The following is a 20338-nucleotide window of genomic DNA, read 5'->3' on the forward strand; positions in this document are numbered from 1 at the left end:
AACTAGCCGGCAAAACCGTGCTCTAGTCCAGGAAACTTTCCAGATTTCACTTCGCGAACATAGGATTTAATGGCAGCCTCAATCGAGTGGTGACCATCCATAAAGTCTTTAACAAACTTGGGTGGCTTACCTGGGCTGATACCCAGCATATCTTGAAGAACTAATACCTGACCAGAGCAATCTGGTCCTGCACCGATTCCGATAGTTGGAATATGGAGTTCAGCAGTAATTTTTTCTCCGAGTGAAGAAGGAATCGCTTCCAGTACTACCATTTGTGCGCCAACTGCCTGGCAAGCAAGCGCTTGTTCAAGCATATGACTTGCAGCATCTTTAGATTTACCTTGCACCTTGTAGCCGCCCAAAAGATGAACTGATTGTGGGAGCAGGCCAAGGTGTGCGCAAACAGGAACGCTGCGTTCAACTAGATATTGAATGATGTCTACTTGCCAATCTCCGCCTTCAAGCTTGACCATGTCAGCGCCAGCACGCATCAGTGCTGCTGCTGAATCTAGCGCTTGCACTGGATCGCCATAACTTGCAAATGGAAGATCCGCTATCAAAAATGCATGTGTATTAGCGCGGGTTACGCATTCAGTGTGATAAACCATTTGCTCGATGGTAACCGGCGTCGTACTCGAGTGACCTTGAATCACATTGCCTAATGAGTCGCCAATCAAAATGACTTCGATGCCACAGCGATTTAACAACGCCGACATGGTCGAGTCATATGCGGTGAGCATAGTAATTTTCTCTCGCTCGGCATGCATAGCGAGGAGTTTAGTAATAGTGATTGGCTTATCGCCTTGTAAGTAACCCATGGCGAGAGTTTAATGAATTAATGCGACGATGGTCTATAAACGTCTTTTTCCCCGCAATTACAGTTCCTGCAGGGTAGTTTTTGAATTCTTTGGTCCGCTACTTGAGGTAAATAGGTCTTCAGTTCGCCTAGATTTGGTAAAAAGAAATTCGGAGCTATTTCCAAGAGCGGCAGAAGAACAAAAGAGCGCTCAATCATTCTTGGATGAGGCAGCATCAACTCAGTTTCGTTTTGAGTAACGCCCTCAAAAGACAGGATATCGAGATCAAGTGTGCGAGGCGCATTTGAGTAGGGGCGCTCGCGGCCAAACTCCTGTTCTATTGCTTGGCAGACATGCAATAGACCATATGGGGTGAGTTCAGTTTCAATTTCAATGACTGCGTTAATGTAGTCGCCGCCAGTCGCACCCACAGGCGCACTTTGATAAAAGCAGCTTTTGGCAAGAATTTGCAATTCAGAGCGCAGCGCAAGACAAACAATCGCATCAGTGATGAGCTGACGCGTATCACCAATATTGCCGCCAAATCCGATAAAAACTCGTGCCATACGACTCCAAACTAGATATAAAACTACTTTACTGAAATTTCTCTAAGTTTGCTTAGTCTGCTTCAGGTTCGGGGGATGGGTCAGATTTGGGTTTTCTGCGACGACGCCGTTTAGCAGGCGAGCTTGCACTGCTGCCTAATTCCGTCTTGGCAGTAGCCATCAGGGCTTCTTGCCCCACTGGATCAGCAGCAATGAAATCGGTCCACCACTCGCCAAGGCTTGGATTTTGCTCGCCGGTGGCACAGCGCAGGAGCATAAAGTCATAAGCAGCCCTAAAGCGGGGCGATTCAATGAGGCGATAGGGATAGCGTCCTACCCGTTTTTCAAAGCGTGGTTGCATTGACCAGATCTCGCACATATCACTCTCAAGACGCCGTTGAATCGTCATGCTACTGCTTTGAGTGGCGATCGTATCGTCCATGGCGTCGTGTAGCGCAGAAATATTGGATATGCCTTTGGCGATATTAGCTTTCCAGTTCTTGAGCAGGTCGGGCCACAGCAAGGTGGCAAATAAGAACCCAGCAGAAACACTTTTGCCAGATTGAATACGTTGATCAGTATTGGCTAATGCTAGCTTAACAAAATCATTTGCGCCCTTAGAATCTACTCCGCTATCCAAAATATGATCTAGTAAGGGCAACAGACCATGATGTAGGCCTGCATCTCTTAAGCCCTGAATCGCAGCCCAAGAATATCCAGACATGAGTAACTTGAGAATTTCATCAAAGAGTCTAGCTGAGGGCACATCTTGTAAAAGATTACTGAGTGTTGCAATTGGCGCGCGCGTAGCCGTATCTAAAGTAAAGCCAGTTTTGGCGGCAAAGCGAATCGCTCGTAGCATTCGAATCGGGTCTTCACGATAGCGCTTGGTGGGATCACCAATCATGCGTAAGGTTTTCTTTTGCATATCGGCCATACCACCGTGATAGTCCAGGACAGTCTCGCTGGATGGGTCGTAATACATGGCATTGATCGTGAAATCTCGTCTTGCAGCATCTTCACCTTGTGAGCCCCAGACGTTATCGCGTAATATTCGACCGCTTTCAGCAACATGGTCACCGGCGTTATCTAGAAGAGCTCTGAAGGTGGAAACTTCAATAATTTCGGGGTGGCCTTTGCCAAAGAAAGTGACGTGCACAATCTGAAAGCGGCGACCAATCAGACGTGCTTTGCGAAACAGCCTTTGTACTTGATCGGGAGTTGCATTGGTAGCCACGTCAAAATCTTTTGGGCCAATTCCTAAAGCAAGATCACGAACTGCGCCACCAACAATGAAGGCCTCAAAGCCAGCCTCTTGAAGTGTATGCGTTACTTTGACTGCATTCTTTGAGAGCAAATGTGGATCAATGCGATGTGCTTTTTTTGGAATGCGTTTCGGTGCTCCAGCCTTATTCGCTTGCGTATGTTTAGCCATGGGGTCACGACGCAAAATACGTTTGATGAATTTAGTGATCATGCAAACAGTTCAAGAATTGGCCAATTGCGTTTATGAGCCTCATTACGAAGGCGCTCATCTGGATTGGTGGCAACAGGATTGCTCACTTCCTCTAACAAAGGCAGGTCATTCATAGAGTCGGAGTAGCAATAGCTGCAAGGCATCTGATCGAAAGAAAGATTTTGGGCCGCTAACCAAGTATGTAAATTTTGAACCTTGCCTTCCCGAAAGTTGGGGATACCTTTTACTTTGCCGGTGTAGTTGGCTAAAGGATCATTGTTGATGGTGGCCGGCTCGGTTGCAATCAGGTGCTCAATACCAAAACTTTCTACAATCGGCCGAGTCACAAAGCTATTGGTTGCAGTGATGACACAGCAGAGATCTCCAGCATCTTGATGGCGTTTTACTAAATCAAGCGCTTGTGGGCGCAACTGCTCAATAATCACTTCTCTCATGAAGGCATCATGCCAGTCTTTGAGTTGGGCGCGTGAATGCTCGGAAAGTGGCTTTAGGGCAAAGCGCAGAAATTCATGAATATCGAGCTTGCCCTCTTTGTAGTCCTGATAGAAGCGTTCATTTTGTTTGGCGTAATGCTCGCCGTCGACCACGCCGGTGCGCGCCAAAAATTGCCCCCACTCATAATCGCTATCGCATGGTAGGAGGGTGTAATCTAAATCGAAAAGGGCTAACTGAGTCACAAATGGAATATTAAGTAAATTATTTTGGCCGCAAGAGCTCGCGCACAAGCGGCAAGGTTACAGCACGTTTTGTTTCTAGTGAATATGCATCCAAAGCATCAATCAAGGCCATTAAATTAGGCATATCGCGATAAAAACGGTTTATTAACCAAGGCAATACTTCTGGAGATAAAACCAATCCTCGTGCCTTAGCGGCTTGCTCTAAGGCTTGTATTTTCTCACCATCATCCAAAAGCTGTGTTTGAAAAACTAAACCCCATCCCAGGCGGGTCCGAAGGTCTTCACGCAACTCCAGATTGGCTGGTGCAGCTTTGCCAGCCATAAAAATATGGATATTCTTGCTGGCCTGAACGCCATTCAGAATTCGAAATAGGGCGCCAACTAAGCGCTCATCTAAGGCATCTACATCATCGACGGCAATGACCGAGGGCGCAGCACTTTGCGCTAGGGCATTCATTTTTTCTTCAAGACGAACCCATGAGATAGGCTCTCTAGGATTAAGAAAGAAATATTCCATGCCTGCACTTTGCGCAGCATTTGTCATTGCCTCAAGTAAATGGGTGCGTCCAGACCCTTCTGGTCCCCACCAATAGATCCAGCGATGATTTAGTGGATTACTAGCTTGATTGATAGGATTCTCTTGCCAAGCTTTGCAAAGGTTTTGTAAAGCGGAAATCAATGCTAGGTCTTTACTGGGAAGGTAATTAGCGAGACTAGCTTTGGGGATATGACTGAGATCTAAAGCAAACTGCCTTGGAAGCGGAGGAGTATTCATTACTGCAAAATTATTTTTGATACCAAGAGCTCTGTGTATAAACAGACCAAAGGTACTGAACTAATACTAAGGCCACAGCACTAATTGGCAGAGCAAGTAGTACGCCAAAAAAGCCAAAGAGTTTTCCAAAGAGCAGCAAAGAAAAAAGCACTGCAACTGGATGCAGGCCAATGCGCTCACCTACCAAGCGGGGTGTCAGCACAAAGCCTTCTATAAATTGTCCAAGACCATATAGAGCGAGCACGGCAACGATTTCGTATTGAGGGCCAAATTGTAGTGCGGCTGACAAAATAGCAAGTGACAGTCCCAAGATAATGCCAATGTAGGGAATCACAATCATGATTGCAGTAAAGATGCCTAAAGCCACTGCTCCTTGGATGCCAATGAGCATTAAACCAACGCTATAGAAGGCGGACATGATGGCAATCACAATTACCATACCGTTTAAATACTGCGAGAGCAGTCCATCGGTATGCATTGCAAGATGATGAATTGTTTCTTGGGCGCGCAATGGAACCATTTTCTTCATAAGTCCAAAGAAGTGATCCCAGTCAATAAGCAAATAGAACATCACAAAAACAATCAAAACAGAATTTACAAAGCCGGCAATGACTGAGCTGCCAGACATGAGTACAGTTTCTAAGGTGCTTGATATGAGGGCATCAGCGTTATCGCTAAGGTGCGCAGAGATTTTTTGAGAAGCAGCTGTTTTGAGGGCGCCCCAATCAAGGCCAATATGAAATTCAGATAATTTGGGGCCGAGCCATGCTTGAGTATTTGCAATCCATTCTGGCCATTGCGCCCTGATTAAAGGTAGTTCAGTTTTGAGTAGGCCGATAAAGAGGCTCAAAATGGCAATCATGACACCCAAGCCAAAGACGACGGACAGAAGAGCTGCTATGGTGGCTGGTAATCGACGTCTCTCCAGCCATAGAAAAGCGGGCCTTAGGATATAAGCCAGAATGAAAGCAGTCAGAAAAGGGGTAAAAAGTTCAGCCATTGCGAGTAATCCTCTAGAATTCAATGATTCTACTGATCAAGTGACATTTTTCACCAATATTCCGACTCTGACATGACTTCATCTACTAATTCCCCTTCAAAAGGCCTTTCTTACCGCGATGCTGGCGTCGATATTGACGCTGGGGATGACTTAGTCGATCGCATTAAGCCCATGGCCAAGAAAACGATGCGAGAAGGTGTTTTGGCTGGCATTGGGGGCTTTGGGGCCCTTTTTGAAGTGCCTAAGCGCTACAAAGAACCTGTTTTAGTAGCTGGTACCGATGGTGTTGGTACCAAACTTCGCCTCGCCTTCGAGTGGAACCGTCACGACACCATTGGCCAAGATTTGGTTGCGATGAGTGTGAATGATATTTTGGTCCAAGGTGCAGAACCCCTCTTTTTCTTGGATTACTTTGCTTGCGGCAAGCTCACTGTGGATACTGCTGCTACCGTTGTTGGCGGCATTGCTAAAGGTTGTGAGTTATCTGGTTGTGCACTCATCGGTGGAGAAACTGCTGAGATGCCTGGCATGTATCCACCAGGTGAATATGATTTAGCTGGATTTGCAGTGGGTGCGGTTGAAAAATCCAAAATCATTACTGGCAATACGATTGTTCCCGGTGATGTTGTATTGGCAATTGGTTCGAGTGGCGCACACTCCAATGGTTACTCTTTAGTGCGCAAAATTATTGAGCGCGCAGGTGCGAAACCAAGCGATGATTTAGGTGGTCGACCACTGGGTGATGTGGTGATGGCCCCAACTGAGATTTACGTGAAACCTCTTTTAAAACTCATTTCTGAAATTAATGTCAAGGGTATGGCGCATATCACTGGTGGCGGCCTAGTCGATAACGTGCCGCGCGTTCTCCCAGAAAATACTCAAGCAGTATTGCATCGCGATAGCTGGCAGATGCCTGAACTCTTCCGCTGGTTGCAAATGAAGGGTGGCGTTGCTGATGCAGAAATGGTTCGCGTATTTAACTGCGGCATTGGCATGGTGGTGATTGTTTCTCCAGATCAGGCAGATACTGCAATTAAATCATTGACAGCGCAAGGCTTGAAGTCTTGGGTGGCGGGTGAAGTAGTGGAGCGGCCAAAAGATGCCCCACAAACTATCGTTATCTAAGACGAAAGCGTCTATTTATTTAAAGTACTTTTGCAGTAATCTAGTGCTGCCTTGAGCTCTTCTGGCTTGAAGGGATCAAAGGTTTTTCTACCTGCAATTGCGCGTAACCAAGTTAATTGTCGTTTACCCAACTGCCTAGTAGCTGCCAAGGCTTTGTAGCGCATCTGATCAAAGTCAATTTGGTTGTCTAAAAATTCCCATGCCTGTCGATAACCTACTGAACGAGTTGCCGGCAAGTCTGCATGTAAGTTGGGATTGGTGCGCAAGGTTTTGACTTCGTCCATAAATCCAGCAGCCAGCATTTCATCAAAACGTTTTTCTAGATTGGCATGAAGCCTTGCACGATCACTGGGTTCAAGAGAAACTAAATGGATCCAAGTAGGAATACTTGATCCTTCTCTACCATCTTCGCTGGGTGAGTCAGCCAATAAAGCGGACATAGGTTTGCCGGTGATCTCAAATACTTCCAAAGCGCGTTGCACCCGTTGTGAATCATTGGGCTTTAAGCGTGCAGCAGTTTCTGGATCGACGCTAGACAGTTTTTCATGCATGGCTGGCCAGCCAATGGCCTTGCCTTCTTCATCTAGTCGCGCACGAATCTCTGGATTAGCAGGCGGTAAGGAGGAGAGTCCATGTGCCCAAGCGCGCCAATACAACATCGTGCCACCAACAACGATAGGAATGTTTCCTCTATCGCGGATTTCTTCACAGAGACGTTTTGCATCTTTCGCAAAGCGTGCAGCTGAATAGACCTCAGTGGGCTCCAAGATGTCAATTAAGTGATGAATGACAGATGCACGTTCTACTGTTGTAGGTTTTGCGCTGCCAATATCTAAACCGCGATAGACCAATGCTGAATCCATGCTGATGAGTTCGATGGTCAAGCCAATAGATTTGGCATACTCGGCAAGCAGCATTGCGAGATGAGTTTTGCCTGCGCCAGTGGGGCCAACAATACAAAGTACCGGTATGGCCTCTGGAGCATGCATACGCTGAATGTAGGGTTCGGTTTGCATGCCTGATTATAGGAGCCTGTTAATATCCGCATCAAGCCAATATTTGGAGTGCAAGTGGATGGATACCCTTTTACAACTCAGCGATTTCTTTTTACACATTGACCGTCATTTAGACGTTGTCATCGCGCAATATGGTCCATGGGCTTATGGCCTCCTCTTTGCGATCATATTTGCTGAAACAGGTTTAGTAGTTGCCCCATTCTTGCCTGGTGACTCCCTCCTATTTATTACGGGGGCATATTGCGCTACCGAGCATTTCAATATCTGGACCATATGTGTTGGGTTGTTGATCGCTGCAGTGGCAGGCAATACCGTCAATTACTTTATTGGTCGCTGGATTGGCAAAAGAGTTTTTAGTAGTCAGTCACGCTGGATTGATCAGCGAGCTTTACTGAAGACCCAAGCCTTTTATGAGAAGCATGGCGGCAAGACCATTATCTTGGCGCGCTTCTTGCCGATTATTCGTACCTTTGCACCTTTTATTGCAGGTGTATCGGCAATGAACTTCTCGCGTTTTCAGTTTTTCAATATCACTGGTGCCGCACTGTGGGTATTTGGTCTAGTTATTGCCGGATACTTTTTTGGCAATATTCCAATTATTCGTCAAAACTTAAACGTGATCGTTTTGATTGGCATTGGTGCTGCAGCTATTCCAGTAGTATTGGCTGCCCTCTACAAAATTTTTCAGCGCAAACAATCGTAATGACACTTCGGAGTTAAGCTTTAATGAAACTTAGCCTGACTCTCTAGTGTGGCAATATGCTCGCGGATATCACCAGCATCTTCGGCTTCTGGTGATTCACTGAGATAGCGATGCATGTCTGCTAAGGCTGGACGCAAATATTCCAGTTGAGCAAAGATCAGTCCACGATCACGAACTTCTTCAATCGAATCTGGCAGCAAAATCACTAGACGCTCTTGAACGCCAAGTAGACGCTCCCAACGCTCATCTTCGGAGTAAATCATTTTGAGGTTTCGTAGGAAGCGGGACAAGATTTCACGTGGGTTAGAGGCCCGCAGGAAGATGTTCAGAGGCAGGCTCAATTCTCCTCGGTAGCCTTTCGCATCTAAGTATGGATCAAGCATTTCTTGCAGTTGATTTTTGGAAAGCGATTCACCAGTAAGCGGGTCCATGATGATTTCTCCTTGTTGCAAGGAGATGCGCATCATGAAGTGGTTTGGAAATGAAACGCCACGAATCTTCAAGCCAATTTGTTGACCTAATTCCATCATCAGAATAGCTAGTGAAATCGGAATCCCTCGGCGATTCTCAAGCACATAGTGCAAATAAGAATTTTCTGGGGCATAAAAATCATTTGGGTTTGGTCCAAAACCTAATTCGGTATAAAAGAAATGCTTCAGAATTTGTAAACGCTGAATTGGGGATGTGTCTGGAGTAATTCGTGACTTCAACTGATTACCCATTTGATCTAATTGATCTAGTACGTTTTGAACATCCAAATCCGGATAGGCATGTTGTGCTACAGCGATTACCGCCTCAGTTAGCGGTAAGTGTTCGTCTTCAGCAACTAAAGACGTGAAATAGTCGAGTTGTTGTGTTGGCATAACTCCTATTTTGCATGACGCAAGAATTTTTGCCAGCGAATTCCAACTAGACCAAGGGCGCCAAAGTAAACCAAGGCTGCGGCGGTCAACCATGCTGCCACTAGACCGATACGGACCCAAGGCTCTGCCTGAAGGGCGATCCAATTATGGGCGCCAGCAGCATAAAAAAGGACTACAGAGAAGGGGATGAGGGCCAACAATAGCTGCCCAAGGTATTTCGCCCAAGCCGAGCTAGGTAGGGCGCCTCGCTGATGAAGGCCAATCCATAGGAGGGCAGCATTGAGACAGGCGCCAGCGCCGACGGAGAGCGCAAGACCCGCATGCCCAAGCCAAGGCACAAAAATAAGGTTAGCTAGTTGGGTTGCGACAAGCACTAATAAACCAATTTTGACGGGGGTGCGAATATCTTGGCGCGAATAAAACCCCGGCGCCAAAATTTTTACCAAAATAAGCCCAATGAGTCCGACGCCATAGGCCGCTAATGCACGTTGTGTCATCAGAACATCAAGCGCGTTAAATTTGCCATAGTGATACAACACTGCTGCTAATGGCTCGCCAAAAATAAAGAGTGCAATTGCGCAAGGCGCAGCCAATAAGAATGTCAACTGCAATCCCCAGATGAGTAATTCACCAGCGTGAACTAAGTCATTCTTGGCGTTAGCTTTGCTGAGGCTTGGAAGCAGAACAGTACCTAAAGCTACACCTAATAATGCAGTCGGAAATTCCATCAAACGATCGGCATAGGAAAGCCACGACACACTCCCTGTTTGTAGGCGTGATGCGATATTGGTGTTGATAATGAGTGAGATTTGCGCAACAGAGACAGCGAAGACTGCCGGCCCCATCAATTTCAATACCCGTTTTGCTTCTGGATTTGCAATGGCAGTTTTAACAGCGCCAGGCAATAAACCAATTCGTGGCAAAAGTCCTAAACGAGAAAGTGCGGGAATCTGAAGTGCTAATTGCAAGACACCACCTAAGAGCACGCCAATACTCAGAGCGTAGATTGGTTGTTCTAAATGGGGCGCCAAGAAAAGAGCGCTAGCAATTAAAGCTAGGTTCAATAAAACGGGAGTAAAGGCAGGAATGGCAAAGCGCTGAAAAGTGTTGAGAATGCCTGCTGATAGTGAAACCATGGAAATCAGCCCAATATAAGGAAACATGATTCGGGTCATGACCACGCTGGCCTCATAGGCTGGCCCACCACTAAATCCCGTAGCAATGACCAGAATGAGCAAGGGGGCGCCAATTACCCCGAGTAATACCGTCAGCAGCAAAGCCCAAAATAAGAGGGTGGCGACCGCGTCAACCAGAATATGAGCCTGCTTTTGATCCCCATCCTTGGAGATTTCACCCAAAATCGGTACAAAAGCCTGAGAAAAGGCCCCTTCAGCGAAAAGTCGGCGCAGTAAATTGGGTATCCTAAAGGCCACATTGAAGGCATCCGTCCACTCTGAGGCTCCGAAACTACGGGCAATCAGGGTCTCCCTAAGCAGCCCCGTAATACGAGACAGCATGGTGAGGGAGCTTACCTTGGCGGCGGCAGAAAGCAGGTTCATGAGCCGATTTTCACCTATTTATGGGTCGGCTGGGCTTTTTTGCCCCTTTCAGGTAAAATCTTGGGTTTTGGCGAGCTTGCTTATGGATTTGGCAAGACCGCAGGTTTTTTTAACTAATCGTATTTTGTAATTTATAGAGGCAAGGTTTAAAGATGGCTAATACAGCACAAGCGCGTAAGCGCGCACGCCAGGCAGTAAAACAGAACGAACACAACTCCAGTTTGCGTTCAAAGCTCCGCACTTCCATTAAGGCAGTACGTAAAGCGATCGAAACTGGTGATAAAGCGTCTGCAGCGAAAGTATTTGCAGCAACTCAAGCAACCATTGACAAAATTGCTGACAAAAAGATTGCTCATAAAAATACTGCATCTCGTCAGAAGTCACGTTTGTCTGCAGCTATTAAGGCGATGGCAGCGTAATACAGAATTGGTTTTAGGCTGGTCGAAGTAATTTCGACCTTAGCCCGCTCCTTATCAGAGCGGGTTTTTGTTTTTAGGACTGGGTTTGTGGTTTGGGCTCAAACTCACAGGCCTCTTCGATCGGTAGACCGTTGTCTTTGGCAAAGTTTGTTACAAAGTCCAGCGCTCTTGGATCAAGATCACCCAGTCTGGTATCAATAACAACGCATTTCACTGCAGCAATCACTACTGGTGTGACATAGGGTGAATAGGTGAAGCGAGGGTCTCCAGAATCTCCTGGAGGGCGAAAGCTAGCCATCACCCCGCACAGACGCTCCGCCCAGTCACTGGGTCGAAATGGTTTGCCAGAAGTGGTAATGCCTTGAATGAAAAGCTTTTTGTGGTTCAAGTTCGCATAAAGAAGGTGTTAGGGATCGGCGTTACTAAGCCCTCTAGCTTAACAGCCGGGGTTAGTCGTAAGATGACTTTAGATTCAATTTTCGTGCAGTCAATTGTTTTCAGAAAAAAATGCAAGCCAAAACTTTAGTAGAAAGCTCAACTATGACATCTCTGGCAAAGCCTCAAGTGCCCGGTCACGTCAAGCACTATCTGCAGTTTGCTGACCTTACTCGAGAAGAGTATGACTACTTGCTGAAAAGATCGGCATGGCTCAAGTCCAAGTTCAAAAGCTATGAGACTTGGCATCCACTTCACGACCGTACCTTAGCAATGATTTTTGAGAAGCATTCCACACGTACTCGTCTCTCCTTTGAGGCAGGCGTCCATCAGCTTGGTGGGCATGCCGTATACCTGAATACCCGCGACACGCAACTTGGCCGTGGTGAGCCTGTAGAGGACGCTGCGCAGGTGATTTCACGGATGACTGACATGATTATGATTCGCACCTTCGGCCAAGACATCATTGAGCGATTTGCTGCTAATTCCAGGGTGCCGGTGATCAATGGCCTCACCAATGAACACCACCCTTGCCAAGTATTGGCTGACATCTTCACTTTTGTAGAAGCACGTGGCCCAATTCAGGGTAAGACAGTCGCGTGGGTTGGTGATGCCAACAATATGGCCTATACCTGGATACAGGCTGCTGAATGTTTAGATTTTCAGTTTCGCTTTTCTGCGCCAGTGGGCTATCAATTAGATCCCTCTCGATTAACAAAGACAGCTGCAAAACATTTAACCATTTGTGCTGACCCTAAAGATGCTTGTAAAGGTGCTGATTTGGTGACAACTGATGTTTGGACTAGCATGGGTTATGAGGCTGAAAATACCTCACGCATTAATGCTTTCCAGGATTGGATGATTGATGAAGAGTTAATGGCTCTAGCAAAGCCTGACGCATTATTTATGCATTGTTTGCCAGCCCATCGCGGCGAAGAAGTGTCTGCTGGTGTGATTGATGGCCCGCAAAGTATTGTTTGGGAAGAAGCAGAAAATCGTTTGCATGTGCAAAAGGCTTTGATGGAGTATTTGCTCTGCGGCCGTTTGGACTAAAAGCGGGTCTTAAGTTTAGAAATTTACGCCATTTATTTTTTTAGTTAATTTTGATTGAATAAAAAATCATGTCTGATATTAAAAAAGCAGTTTTAGCCTATTCTGGTGGTCTTGACACTAGTGTGATTTTGAAATGGCTTCAAGATACTTACGGTTGTGAGATCGTGACATTTACCGCCGACCTCGGTCAGGGTGAAGAGTTAGAGCCTGCGCGCGCTAAAGCTCTGCAGTTTGGCATCAAACCAGAGAATATTTTCATTGATGACTTACGCGAAGAATTTGTACGTGACTTTGTATTTCCTATGTTCCGTGCAAATACCATTTACGAAGGCGAGTATTTACTGGGTACATCGATTGCACGCCCACTAATTGCAAAGCGCCAAATTGAGATTGCCCGGTTGACCGGTGCTGATGCTGTATCGCATGGCGCCACTGGTAAAGGCAATGACCAAGTTCGCTTTGAGTTAGGTTATTACGCTCTAGAGCCAGGAATTAAAGTGATCGCACCTTGGCGTGAATGGGATTTGCTCTCACGCGAGAAGTTGATGGCTTACGCAGAAAAACATGGCATTCCAGTTGAGATGAAGCATAAGCAAGGCGGCTCACCCTATTCCATGGATGCCAATTTATTGCATATTAGCTATGAAGGCCGTCATTTAGAAAACCCTAATGCAGAGGCTGAAGAGTCTATGTGGCGTTGGACGGTTTCTCCTGAGAAGGCTCCAGATGCCCCAGAAATTGTTGAAATTGAATTCAAAGCAGGTGATCCGATTGCCATTAACGGCAAGAGCTATAAACCACACGAGCTATTGGCTGAGTTAAATCGTATCGGTGGTAAGCATGGTATTGGCCGCCTTGATTTAGTTGAAAACCGTTTTGTTGGCATGAAGAGTCGCGGTTGCTATGAAACCCCAGGCGGCACCATTCTCTTGAAGGCTCACCGCGGCATCGAGAGTATTACCCTTGATCGTGAAGTGGCTCATCTGAAAGATGACCTCATGCCACGCTACGCCAGCTTAATTTATAACGGCTTGTGGTGGTCGCCAGAGCGCGTTGCATTACAGACCTTGATTGACCACAGCCAGCAGGCAGTCAATGGCACGGTTCGTTTGAAACTCTACAAAGGCGCCGTCTCTGTTATTTCACGGGATTCGGAAAATACTTTGTTTGATCAAAATATCGCAACCTTCGATGATGACGGTGGCGCATATAACCAAGCCGATGCTGGCGGATTTATTAAACTCAATGCTTTGCGTATGCGGATTGCTGAAATAGCAAAACGTAAACGCGCCAAGAAATAATGAGTAATAACCAGATTAGAAAGAGTCCAGATGCAATTTGATCAAGTTTCAGTAGGTAAAAAAGCCAATGTATTTTTTGATGGTAAGTGCGTATCTCATACGGTGACTCTGCCCAATGGTGTTCGGAAGTCGGTTGGTGTTGTTCTGCCAAGTACCTTACGTTTTGACTTAAGTACTAGAGAGGTGATGGAAGTAGTGGATGGCACTGCTTTCGTGAGCATCAATGGCGCACCAGAGCAAGAGTTTAAGGCTGGCCAAAGCTGGGAAGTGGAAAAGGGCGGTTACTTTATTATTCGGGCTGAGCAAGCGGTGCACTATGTGTGCCATTTTGAATAAATAAGATTCACTGCCAATAAAAAACGCAGACTAAGATCTGCGTTTTTTATTGCCTACAGTATCTGGATTTACTATTTTTTAGGCAAGCCGCTAATAACAGATCCAGGTGTAATGACTCGATCAGAGAACCAGCGCTGATTCATTTCAAGAGCGAAGCGGACCGGTGCCTTAGGGCAGTGGTTGTTTGTTGAACCAGCTTGCATCTCTTCGATGTTCACAATCTTGCCGTCATCTGCGATAAAAGCAATCGAGAGAGGAATCTTGGTGCTAAACATCCAAAAGCAATGCCCCGCTTTTTCTTCAAATACAAAGAGCATTCCAGAATTCATTGGCATGCTGGTGCGATTCATTAAGCCGGTCTGTCTAGTTTCTGAGCTATCCGCTATTTCTGCTTGAATACGGTAGATGCCAGTTTTTAGCTCCAGAGTTTTGAGGCCCACGTTGTATTGCGCAAGAGCAAAGCCTGAGCTCAGGAGAGTAGCGAAGGCTAATAGGCTGAGTAAATTTTTTCTTGTTTTATGCATAGGCTGTATTTTAATTGAGTAAATTACAGGCGAAAAAAAACCCAGGAACAAGTCCTGGGTTTTTGATAATGCTCTAAGGGCTATTAAGCCGCTTGGATATTGGTAGCTTGCTTGCCTTTAGGGCCTTGGGTAATATCAAACGTTACCTTTTGGTTTTCCTTAAGGGTTTTGAACCCAGGCATAGTAATTGCGCTGAAATGCGCGAACAACTCTTCTTCACCATCATCAGGTTTGATAAAGCCAAAACCTTTTGCATCATTGAACCACTTAACAATTCCGGTCGCCATGCGAACTCCATTACATAAACTTTAAAACAACCGTGATGAGGGTAAATACTTTTTAATCAGTCTCGCTCCACAACACGCCTAAATAGAACTTCTTGTGAAGCCTACCCCCCGATTGTTTGCCCTTTTTGTAGGGGTGTCAAGGAGTTATGTGCATTTATCCCTTAGTAATTACCCCATTTTTATCAAAAAATGCCCCAATATGGCTTAAACAGGGCTTTTTGCAGGTTTTTTATCTACAAGACCCTAGTAAATTAAAGTTTGAATATCTGTGTTTAGAATGTTTCATATGAGCCCCACACCAAAAAATCCCACTAATGGCGCACCAGCCAATCCCTACATTGAGGACACCATTCTTCTCGAAAAGCAGGCCGAGAAAGTTAAAGCGCCTTCGATGTATAAAGTTTTACTATTGAATGACGATTACACACCAATGGAATTTGTGGTGATGGTGATTCAGGAGTATTTTAATAAGGATCATGAAACAGCTACACGCATCATGTTACAAGTTCATTTAGTTGGCAAAGGTATTTGCGGGGTCTTTACTCGTGATGTCGCTGCCACCAAAGTGCATCAAGTTGTCGAACTCTCCCGTGAAGCGGGCCACCCACTACAGTGCACTATGGAGGAAGCATGATTGCCCAGGAACTAGAAGTAAGTTTACACATGGCGTTTGTTGACGCTCGGGCATCACGACACGAGTTCATTACGGTCGAACATTTATTGGCTGCATTGTTAGACAATGCGACCGCAGTTGAGGTTCTAAAAGCTTGTGCGGTCAATATCGCAGAGTTGCGCTCTCAACTTAAAAACTTCATCAATGACAATACGCCAGTAGTGCCTGGTAACGATGAGGTTGATACACAACCTACGCTGGGATTTCAGAGGGTGATTCAACGTGCCATCATGCATGTGCAATCTACTTCAAATGGCAAGAAAGAAGTCACTGGTGCCAATGTTTTAGTTGCTATCTTTGGTGAAAAAGATTCGCATGCAGTGTATTTCCTGCAGCAGCAGGGAGTGACTCGCTTAGACGTGGTGAACTTCATTAGTCATGGCGTTCGTAAAGATCAGGCTGAGCATGTGAAGCCTGCCGACACAACGCAAGAAACTGAAGAATCTCCCTCATCAGGAAAAGAAAGCCCCCTAGATCAGTACACCCAAAATCTGAATGCTTTGGCTCGCCAAGGAAAAATTGACCCCTTGATTGGTCGCGAAAGCGAAGTAGAGCGGGTAATTCAGGTGCTTTGCCGTCGCCGAAAGAACAACCCACTTTTAGTTGGAGAGGCTGGCGTTGGTAAAACTGCAATTGCAGAAGGATTGGCTTGGCGGATTGTTAAAGGCGATGTGCCTGATATCTTGGCCAATGCGACTGTCTACTCCTTAGATATGGGTGCCTTACTTGCTGGCACTAAATATCGTGGTGACTTTGAGCAACGCTTAAAGAGTGTTCTGAAGTCTTTAAAAGATCACACCCATGGTGTTTTGTTTATTGATGAGATTCACACATTGATTGGTGCGGGTGCTGCATCTGGTGGAACATTGGATGCAAGTAATTTATTGAAGCCTGCTTTATCAAATGGTCAACTTAAATGTATTGGTGCAACCACGTTTTCTGAGTACCGCGGAATTTTCGAAAAAGATGCTGCCTTATCTCGTCGTTTCCAAAAAGTTGATGTCGTTGAGCCAACGGTTGATCAGACCGTACAAATTTTGCGTGGCCTGAAGTCTCGCTTTGAGGAACACCATAGCGTGAAGTATGCAGCTGGCGCATTGGTGGCTGCTGCAGAACTGTCGGCTCGTTATATCAATGATCGACATTTGCCAGATAAGGCAATCGATGTCATTGATGAGGCTGGTGCCGCACAGCGTATTTTGCCGAAATCTAAACAGAAGAAAACGATTGGTCGTCCAGAGATCGAAGAGATTGTTGCCAAGATTGCTCGGATACCGCCTCAGTCCGTGACTGTAGATGATCGCAGCAAGTTACAAACATTAGATCGCGACATTAAGAGCGTGGTCTTCGGTCAAGACCCTGCAATTGAAGCTTTAGCTAGCGCTATTAAGATGACGCGCGCTGGTCTTGGGAAGATTGATAGGCCAATTGGGTCATTCTTGTTCTCTGGCCCAACTGGTGTTGGTAAGACAGAAGTTGCAAAACAGCTCGCTTATATTTTAGGTATTGAGCTTCTGCGTTTCGATATGTCGGAGTATATGGAGCGTCATGCAGTCAGTCGCTTGATCGGAGCTCCTCCAGGATATGTTGGCTTTGATCAGGGTGGTTTGCTAACTGAGGCGGTTAGCAAGAAGCCACATTGCGTACTATTACTTGATGAGATTGAAAAAGCCCATCCGGACATCTTCAATATCCTTCTGCAGGTCATGGACCATGGCACTTTGACGGATAACAATGGCCGTAAGGCCGACTTCCGTAACGTCATCATCATTATGACCACTAACGCTGGTGCAGAGGCGATGCAGAAGTCCATTATGGGCTTTACGAATGTCCGCGAGTCTGGTGATGAGATGGCGGATATTAAGAAGTTCTTTACACCAGAATTTCGCAATCGCTTAGATGCTATTGTTTCCTTTAAAGCACTTGATGAAACTATCATCATGCGAGTGGTTGATAAGTTCCTGATGCAATTGGAAGAGCAACTACATGAGAAGAAAGTTGATGCTACCTTTAGCTCTAAATTACGCGCTCATTTAGCTAAGCATGGATTTGATCCATTGATGGGTGCTCGCCCAATGCAGCGCATTATTCAAGATACAGTGCGTAAAGCCCTTGCCGATGAATTGCTCTTTGGTAAGTTAGCCCAAGGCGGACATGTAGACGTGGATGTAGATGCAGATGGCCATGTGCAATTAAACTTTGACGCCCCTGTATTGCCAGGTAAGGCATCTAAAAAAGATGTAGCTCCTGCAGAAGAAATTTAATTATTAGCAATTTTTAAAAAGGAAAACATGTCACACCACGATAAATTGCTAGATGCTTTTGAGGCCTATAAGGCTGAGCATGAAAAGTTCGAAGGCAAAGGCATTAAAGCCTCAGCTACCCGTGCTCGTAAAGCTTTACAAGAAATTGCGGGTTCTTGTAAAGAGCGCCGTAAGGAAATTTCTGCCGAAAAAGAATCTCGCGAAGGTAAGGGTGCGGGCATGTCTCAAGATACTGCTCGTCACGCACATATTCGTAAGTAAGGCTTCATGATGATGAAAAGGCCGCCTGAGGGCGGCTTTTTTATTTAAGCTCAGCAGCTTAGGCTCGCCCAGTACTTCCAAAGCCTCCAGTACCACGACTGCTCTCCGTAAACTCTTCAACCACTTTGAGCTGCACTTGCTGGATGGGCATTACTACTAATTGGGCTAAGCGCTCCATGGGTTCTAGCTTGAACGGGATTGAGCCACGATTCCAAGTGCTCACCATTAATTGACCTTGGTAGTCAGAGTCAATCAACCCAACTAAGTTACCCAAGACAATGCCATGCTTATGACCAAGGCCTGAGCGTGGCAGAATAAATGCGGCATAACGGGGATCTTCAACAAAGATAGCTAAGCCAGTTGGCACCAGTATGGTTTGGCCTGGCGCTATCTCAATCATTTCATCAATGCAAGCGCGTAAATCTAATCCAGCACTGCCTGGTGTGCCGTAAGCCGGCAATTGATTACGCATACGTTCATCGAGAATTTTGACTTGGAGCGATTGCATAGAAGTTCCTAAAGCGGGGGTAATTTAAATTTTCTTAGCAACGAGCTGAATCAGTTGCCGTGCAAGCTGAAGCTTTTCAGCCTTAGTAATTTTCTTGCTACCAGATTCATCAATCACCAACAATTGATTGAGATCGCTGCCAAAGGTTTCTGGGCCAATATTACCAACCACCATCGGGATACCTTTGCGTAGTCGTTTTTCAGTAGCATGCGCTTCTAAATCAGTTGATTCGGCTGCAAAACCTACACAGTAGGGGTAAGGTTTGCCACCTTTCATTTTTACAGTTTTTGCAACGTCTAACAGAATGTCCGGGTTAGCAATAAATTCAATGCTTGGAGCTGCTTTGCCTTGGCGCTTGATCTTTTCCTTAGCAGGCTTCGCAATACCCCAATCAGCTACTGCAGCAACTGCAAAGAAGATATCGCAATCAGAGACGTTTAATGTTGCCGCATACATTTCTTTTGCGCTTCTCACATTACTGCGAGTAATTTTTCCGGTAGCCTCTAGCGGAGTTGGTAAGTCACAAGGGCCTGCAATGAGGTGAACTTGGGCGCCTGCCTCAACAGCTGCACGTGCGATAGCAAAGCCCATCTTGCCTGAGCTGTGATTAGTAATGCCGCGCACTGGATCGATTGCTTCAAAGGTAGGGCCAGCAGTAATCAATACTTTTTTACCGGCTAAGGTCTTCTTCTGAAAGAAGGCAATGACTTGCTCGGCGATTTCATAAGGCTCTAGCATTCTGCCCATACCTACTTCACCACAGGCCTGAAAGCCACTGGCTGGACCAAGAAGGGTAACCCCATCTTTATTGAGGCGCTCCACACTTCTCTGGGTTGCAGCGTGTTCCCACATTTGCTTATTCATTGCTGGTGCAAGTAAGAGGGAGCAATCTCTAGCAAGGCAAAGCGTACTCAGTAAGTCATCAGCCAAACCTAAGGAGAGCTTGGCCATTAAGTCAGCACTAGCAGGTGCAATCACAATGGCATCAGCAGAGCGAGATAGCTCAATGTGTGCCATATTGTTTGGAATAGTGCTATCCCATTGACTCAAATAAACCGGATTACCTGTGAGCGCCTGCATTGTGACTGGTGTTACGAATTGCGTTGCAGCTTCAGTCATTACCACCTGAATGGATGCGCCTTCTTGCATCAATTGGCGAGCAAGTTCAGGCGTCTTATAGGCGGCAATACCACCGGAGATGCCGAGAATTATTTTCTTATTTAAAAGTGATTGCATGGCGCCAGCTTAATGGGATTGAGCGGATTTGCCAAATGACTTGTGCAATTCCTCAAAAATAATAAGAACAGCCCCAATACAAATGGCGCTATCAGCAATATTAAATGCTGGCCAATGCCAGTTAGCGTAATGCAAGTCAATAAAGTCGATAACGGCACCGTACATTAGTCGATCCAATACATTTCCTAGGGCGCCACCCAAAATTAGGCTGAGGGCTAGACACAGTAGTTTGTCGTTCTGGTTTTTGCGCAGGAGCCAAACAATATAGATACAAGCTACCAAACCCACGATTGTAAAGAACCAACGCTGCCATCCTGAGCCTTGGGCTAGAAAAGAAAATGCTGCTCCAGGATTTAAGAGTAGCAACCAATTCATAAAAGGGAGTACTGGTTCTGGAATACCTAACTGCAAACTACTCAATGCTGACCACTTGCTTAGTTGATCTAAGAGCAAAGTGATTGCAGCAATTGCCAGAGAGCGCAGAAATATAATACTCATTGAGTT

24 protein-coding genes are annotated in these 20338 nt (G+C 45.9%); 9 read left to right on the top strand and 15 right to left on the bottom strand.

Going from position 1 to position 20338, the window contains the following annotated elements:
- Positions 1-2: 2 nt before the first annotated feature.
- The 6 genes from panB to ICN29_RS08235 are packed head-to-tail and all read right to left on the bottom strand — an operon-like array spanning position 3 to position 5271.
- Positions 3-818, bottom strand: a complete 816-nt coding sequence (gene panB / locus ICN29_RS08210) for a 3-methyl-2-oxobutanoate hydroxymethyltransferase (RefSeq protein WP_216131638.1) — start codon at positions 816-818, stop codon at positions 3-5.
- A 17-nt stretch (positions 819-835) separates the two neighbouring features.
- Positions 836-1363, bottom strand: coding sequence for a 2-amino-4-hydroxy-6-hydroxymethyldihydropteridine diphosphokinase (gene folK, locus ICN29_RS08215; protein WP_216131641.1), 528 nt, complete (start codon positions 1361-1363; stop codon positions 836-838).
- A gap of 52 nt (positions 1364-1415) precedes the next feature.
- Positions 1416-2819, bottom strand: coding sequence for a polynucleotide adenylyltransferase PcnB (gene pcnB / locus ICN29_RS08220; RefSeq protein WP_216131644.1), 1404 nt, complete (start codon positions 2817-2819; stop codon positions 1416-1418).
- Positions 2816-3496: a histidinol-phosphatase gene (locus ICN29_RS08225; protein WP_216131647.1), complete on the bottom strand. Its 681-nt coding sequence runs from the start codon at positions 3494-3496 to the stop codon at positions 2816-2818. Before ICN29_RS08225 ends, pcnB begins: the two co-directional genes overlap by 4 nt.
- A gap of 19 nt (positions 3497-3515) precedes the next feature.
- Positions 3516-4271 carry a DnaA regulatory inactivator Hda gene (gene hda, locus ICN29_RS08230; RefSeq protein WP_216131650.1) on the bottom strand — a complete coding sequence of 252 codons (756 nt, stop codon included), beginning with the start codon at positions 4269-4271 and terminating at the stop codon, positions 3516-3518.
- Positions 4272-4281: 10 nt separating this feature from the next.
- The gene (locus tag ICN29_RS08235; RefSeq protein ID WP_216131652.1) at positions 4282-5271 is read right to left on the bottom strand and encodes an AI-2E family transporter; all 990 of its coding nucleotides are present in this window, start codon (positions 5269-5271) and stop codon (positions 4282-4284) included.
- 72 nt (positions 5272-5343) lie between these two features.
- On the opposite strand from ICN29_RS08235, the gene purM reads away from it, so the two are divergent.
- A complete protein-coding gene (gene purM / locus ICN29_RS08240) occupies positions 5344-6396 on the top strand; it encodes a phosphoribosylformylglycinamidine cyclo-ligase (protein ID WP_216131655.1) in 1053 nt (350 codons plus the stop codon).
- Between the two features lie 11 nt (positions 6397-6407).
- On the opposite strand, the gene miaA is transcribed toward purM, so the two are convergent.
- The gene (gene miaA / locus ICN29_RS08245; RefSeq protein ID WP_216131658.1) at positions 6408-7412 is read right to left on the bottom strand and encodes a tRNA (adenosine(37)-N6)-dimethylallyltransferase MiaA; all 1005 of its coding nucleotides are present in this window, start codon (positions 7410-7412) and stop codon (positions 6408-6410) included.
- 58 nt (positions 7413-7470) lie between these two features.
- Between miaA and ICN29_RS08250 the strand changes: the two genes are divergently transcribed.
- Entirely contained in the window at positions 7471-8115 is a 645-nt protein-coding gene (locus ICN29_RS08250; protein WP_216131661.1) for a VTT domain-containing protein, read from the top strand.
- Positions 8116-8135: 20 nt separating this feature from the next.
- Here the strand turns inward: ICN29_RS08250 and ICN29_RS08255 are convergent, their stop codons facing one another.
- The gene (locus ICN29_RS08255; RefSeq protein ID WP_216131664.1) at positions 8136-8978 is read right to left on the bottom strand and encodes a SirB1 family protein; all 843 of its coding nucleotides are present in this window, start codon (positions 8976-8978) and stop codon (positions 8136-8138) included.
- A 5-nt stretch (positions 8979-8983) separates the two neighbouring features.
- Positions 8984-10537 carry a murein biosynthesis integral membrane protein MurJ gene (gene murJ, locus ICN29_RS08260; protein ID WP_216131667.1) on the bottom strand — a complete coding sequence of 518 codons (1554 nt, stop codon included), beginning with the start codon at positions 10535-10537 and terminating at the stop codon, positions 8984-8986.
- Between the two features lie 152 nt (positions 10538-10689).
- Here murJ and rpsT point away from each other — a divergent pair, with 152 nt between their 5' ends.
- On the top strand, positions 10690-10956 hold the full coding sequence (gene rpsT / locus ICN29_RS08265; protein ID WP_216131670.1) for a 30S ribosomal protein S20: 267 nt from the start codon (positions 10690-10692) through the stop codon (positions 10954-10956).
- Positions 10957-11029: 73 nt separating this feature from the next.
- On the opposite strand, the gene ICN29_RS08270 is transcribed toward rpsT, so the two are convergent.
- Positions 11030-11344: a DUF3579 domain-containing protein gene (locus tag ICN29_RS08270; protein ID WP_216131673.1), complete on the bottom strand. Its 315-nt coding sequence runs from the start codon at positions 11342-11344 to the stop codon at positions 11030-11032.
- A 152-nt stretch (positions 11345-11496) separates the two neighbouring features.
- On the opposite strand from ICN29_RS08270, the gene argF reads away from it, so the two are divergent.
- The 3 genes from argF to ppnP all read left to right on the top strand — a co-directional run bounded on the left by argF (position 11497) and on the right by ppnP (position 14081).
- Positions 11497-12444, top strand: a complete 948-nt coding sequence (gene argF / locus ICN29_RS08275; protein WP_216132169.1) for an ornithine carbamoyltransferase — start codon at positions 11497-11499, stop codon at positions 12442-12444.
- Positions 12445-12512: 68 nt separating this feature from the next.
- On the top strand, positions 12513-13745 hold the full coding sequence (locus tag ICN29_RS08280; RefSeq protein WP_216131676.1) for an argininosuccinate synthase: 1233 nt from the start codon (positions 12513-12515) through the stop codon (positions 13743-13745).
- Between the two features lie 30 nt (positions 13746-13775).
- A complete protein-coding gene (ppnP, locus tag ICN29_RS08285; protein WP_216131679.1) occupies positions 13776-14081 on the top strand; it encodes a pyrimidine/purine nucleoside phosphorylase in 306 nt (101 codons plus the stop codon).
- Between the two features lie 71 nt (positions 14082-14152).
- On the opposite strand, the gene ICN29_RS08290 is transcribed toward ppnP, so the two are convergent.
- Positions 14153-14605, bottom strand: coding sequence for a DUF192 domain-containing protein (locus ICN29_RS08290; protein ID WP_216131682.1), 453 nt, complete (start codon positions 14603-14605; stop codon positions 14153-14155).
- An 83-nt stretch (positions 14606-14688) separates the two neighbouring features.
- Complete coding sequence (locus ICN29_RS08295; RefSeq protein WP_011903586.1) at positions 14689-14892, bottom strand: cold-shock protein; 204 nt, start codon at positions 14890-14892, stop codon at positions 14689-14691.
- 277 nt (positions 14893-15169) lie between these two features.
- On the opposite strand from ICN29_RS08295, the gene clpS reads away from it, so the two are divergent.
- The 3 genes from clpS to ICN29_RS08310 are packed head-to-tail and all read left to right on the top strand — an operon-like array spanning position 15170 to position 18090.
- Complete coding sequence (gene clpS, locus ICN29_RS08300) at positions 15170-15526, top strand: ATP-dependent Clp protease adapter ClpS (RefSeq protein WP_216861484.1); 357 nt, start codon at positions 15170-15172, stop codon at positions 15524-15526.
- Entirely contained in the window at positions 15523-17829 is a 2307-nt protein-coding gene (clpA, locus tag ICN29_RS08305) for an ATP-dependent Clp protease ATP-binding subunit ClpA (protein ID WP_216131685.1), read from the top strand. Before clpS ends, clpA begins: the two co-directional genes overlap by 4 nt.
- 27 nt (positions 17830-17856) lie before the next feature.
- Positions 17857-18090, top strand: a complete 234-nt coding sequence (locus ICN29_RS08310) for an Hc1-related histone H1-like protein (protein WP_216131688.1) — start codon at positions 17857-17859, stop codon at positions 18088-18090.
- Positions 18091-18148: 58 nt separating this feature from the next.
- Here the strand turns inward: ICN29_RS08310 and dut are convergent, their stop codons facing one another.
- Genes dut through lspA form a run of 3 tightly spaced genes read right to left on the bottom strand, consistent with a single transcriptional unit; the run spans position 18149 to position 20332 of the window.
- Positions 18149-18598 carry a dUTP diphosphatase gene (gene dut, locus ICN29_RS08315; protein ID WP_216131691.1) on the bottom strand — a complete coding sequence of 150 codons (450 nt, stop codon included), beginning with the start codon at positions 18596-18598 and terminating at the stop codon, positions 18149-18151.
- 24 nt (positions 18599-18622) lie between these two features.
- Complete coding sequence (gene coaBC, locus ICN29_RS08320; protein ID WP_216131694.1) at positions 18623-19834, bottom strand: bifunctional phosphopantothenoylcysteine decarboxylase/phosphopantothenate--cysteine ligase CoaBC; 1212 nt, start codon at positions 19832-19834, stop codon at positions 18623-18625.
- 9 nt (positions 19835-19843) lie between these two features.
- Positions 19844-20332, bottom strand: a complete 489-nt coding sequence (gene lspA, locus ICN29_RS08325) for a signal peptidase II (protein ID WP_216131697.1) — start codon at positions 20330-20332, stop codon at positions 19844-19846.
- Between the last annotated feature and the right edge of the window lie 6 nt (positions 20333-20338).

The organism is Polynucleobacter nymphae (assembly GCF_018882155.1).
Classification (GTDB): Bacteria; Pseudomonadota; Gammaproteobacteria; order Burkholderiales; family Burkholderiaceae; genus Polynucleobacter; species Polynucleobacter nymphae.

Bases quoted from the DNA above. Each gene is read 5' to 3' on its own strand.
- ICN29_RS08310 (WP_216131688.1), top strand. From the start codon at position 17,857: ATGTCACACCACGATAAATTGCTAGATGCTTTTGAGGCCTATAAGGCT.
- lspA (WP_216131697.1), bottom strand. From the start codon at position 20,332: ATGAGTATTATATTTCTGCGCTCTCTGGCAATTGCTGCAATCACTTTG.
- ICN29_RS08280 (WP_216131676.1), top strand. From the start codon at position 12,513: ATGTCTGATATTAAAAAAGCAGTTTTAGCCTATTCTGGTGGTCTTGAC.
- ICN29_RS08290 (WP_216131682.1), bottom strand. From the start codon at position 14,605: ATGCATAAAACAAGAAAAAATTTACTCAGCCTATTAGCCTTCGCTACT.
- ICN29_RS08250 (WP_216131661.1), top strand. From the start codon at position 7,471: ATGGATACCCTTTTACAACTCAGCGATTTCTTTTTACACATTGACCGT.
- argF (WP_216132169.1), top strand. From the start codon at position 11,497: ATGACATCTCTGGCAAAGCCTCAAGTGCCCGGTCACGTCAAGCACTAT.
- clpS (WP_216861484.1), top strand. From the start codon at position 15,170: ATGTTTCATATGAGCCCCACACCAAAAAATCCCACTAATGGCGCACCA.
- clpA (WP_216131685.1), top strand. From the start codon at position 15,523: ATGATTGCCCAGGAACTAGAAGTAAGTTTACACATGGCGTTTGTTGAC.
- folK (WP_216131641.1), bottom strand. From the start codon at position 1,363: ATGGCACGAGTTTTTATCGGATTTGGCGGCAATATTGGTGATACGCGT.
- rpsT (WP_216131670.1), top strand. From the start codon at position 10,690: ATGGCTAATACAGCACAAGCGCGTAAGCGCGCACGCCAGGCAGTAAAA.
- coaBC (WP_216131694.1), bottom strand. From the start codon at position 19,834: ATGCAATCACTTTTAAATAAGAAAATAATTCTCGGCATCTCCGGTGGT.
- ICN29_RS08295 (WP_011903586.1), bottom strand. From the start codon at position 14,892: ATGGCGACCGGAATTGTTAAGTGGTTCAATGATGCAAAAGGTTTTGGC.
- pcnB (WP_216131644.1), bottom strand. From the start codon at position 2,819: ATGATCACTAAATTCATCAAACGTATTTTGCGTCGTGACCCCATGGCT.
- hda (WP_216131650.1), bottom strand. From the start codon at position 4,271: ATGAATACTCCTCCGCTTCCAAGGCAGTTTGCTTTAGATCTCAGTCAT.
- miaA (WP_216131658.1), bottom strand. From the start codon at position 7,412: ATGCAAACCGAACCCTACATTCAGCGTATGCATGCTCCAGAGGCCATA.
- purM (WP_216131655.1), top strand. From the start codon at position 5,344: ATGACTTCATCTACTAATTCCCCTTCAAAAGGCCTTTCTTACCGCGAT.
- ICN29_RS08235 (WP_216131652.1), bottom strand. From the start codon at position 5,271: ATGGCTGAACTTTTTACCCCTTTTCTGACTGCTTTCATTCTGGCTTAT.
- panB (WP_216131638.1), bottom strand. From the start codon at position 818: ATGGGTTACTTACAAGGCGATAAGCCAATCACTATTACTAAACTCCTC.
- ICN29_RS08255 (WP_216131664.1), bottom strand. From the start codon at position 8,978: ATGCCAACACAACAACTCGACTATTTCACGTCTTTAGTTGCTGAAGAC.
- dut (WP_216131691.1), bottom strand. From the start codon at position 18,598: ATGCAATCGCTCCAAGTCAAAATTCTCGATGAACGTATGCGTAATCAA.
- ppnP (WP_216131679.1), top strand. From the start codon at position 13,776: ATGCAATTTGATCAAGTTTCAGTAGGTAAAAAAGCCAATGTATTTTTT.
- murJ (WP_216131667.1), bottom strand. From the start codon at position 10,537: ATGAACCTGCTTTCTGCCGCCGCCAAGGTAAGCTCCCTCACCATGCTG.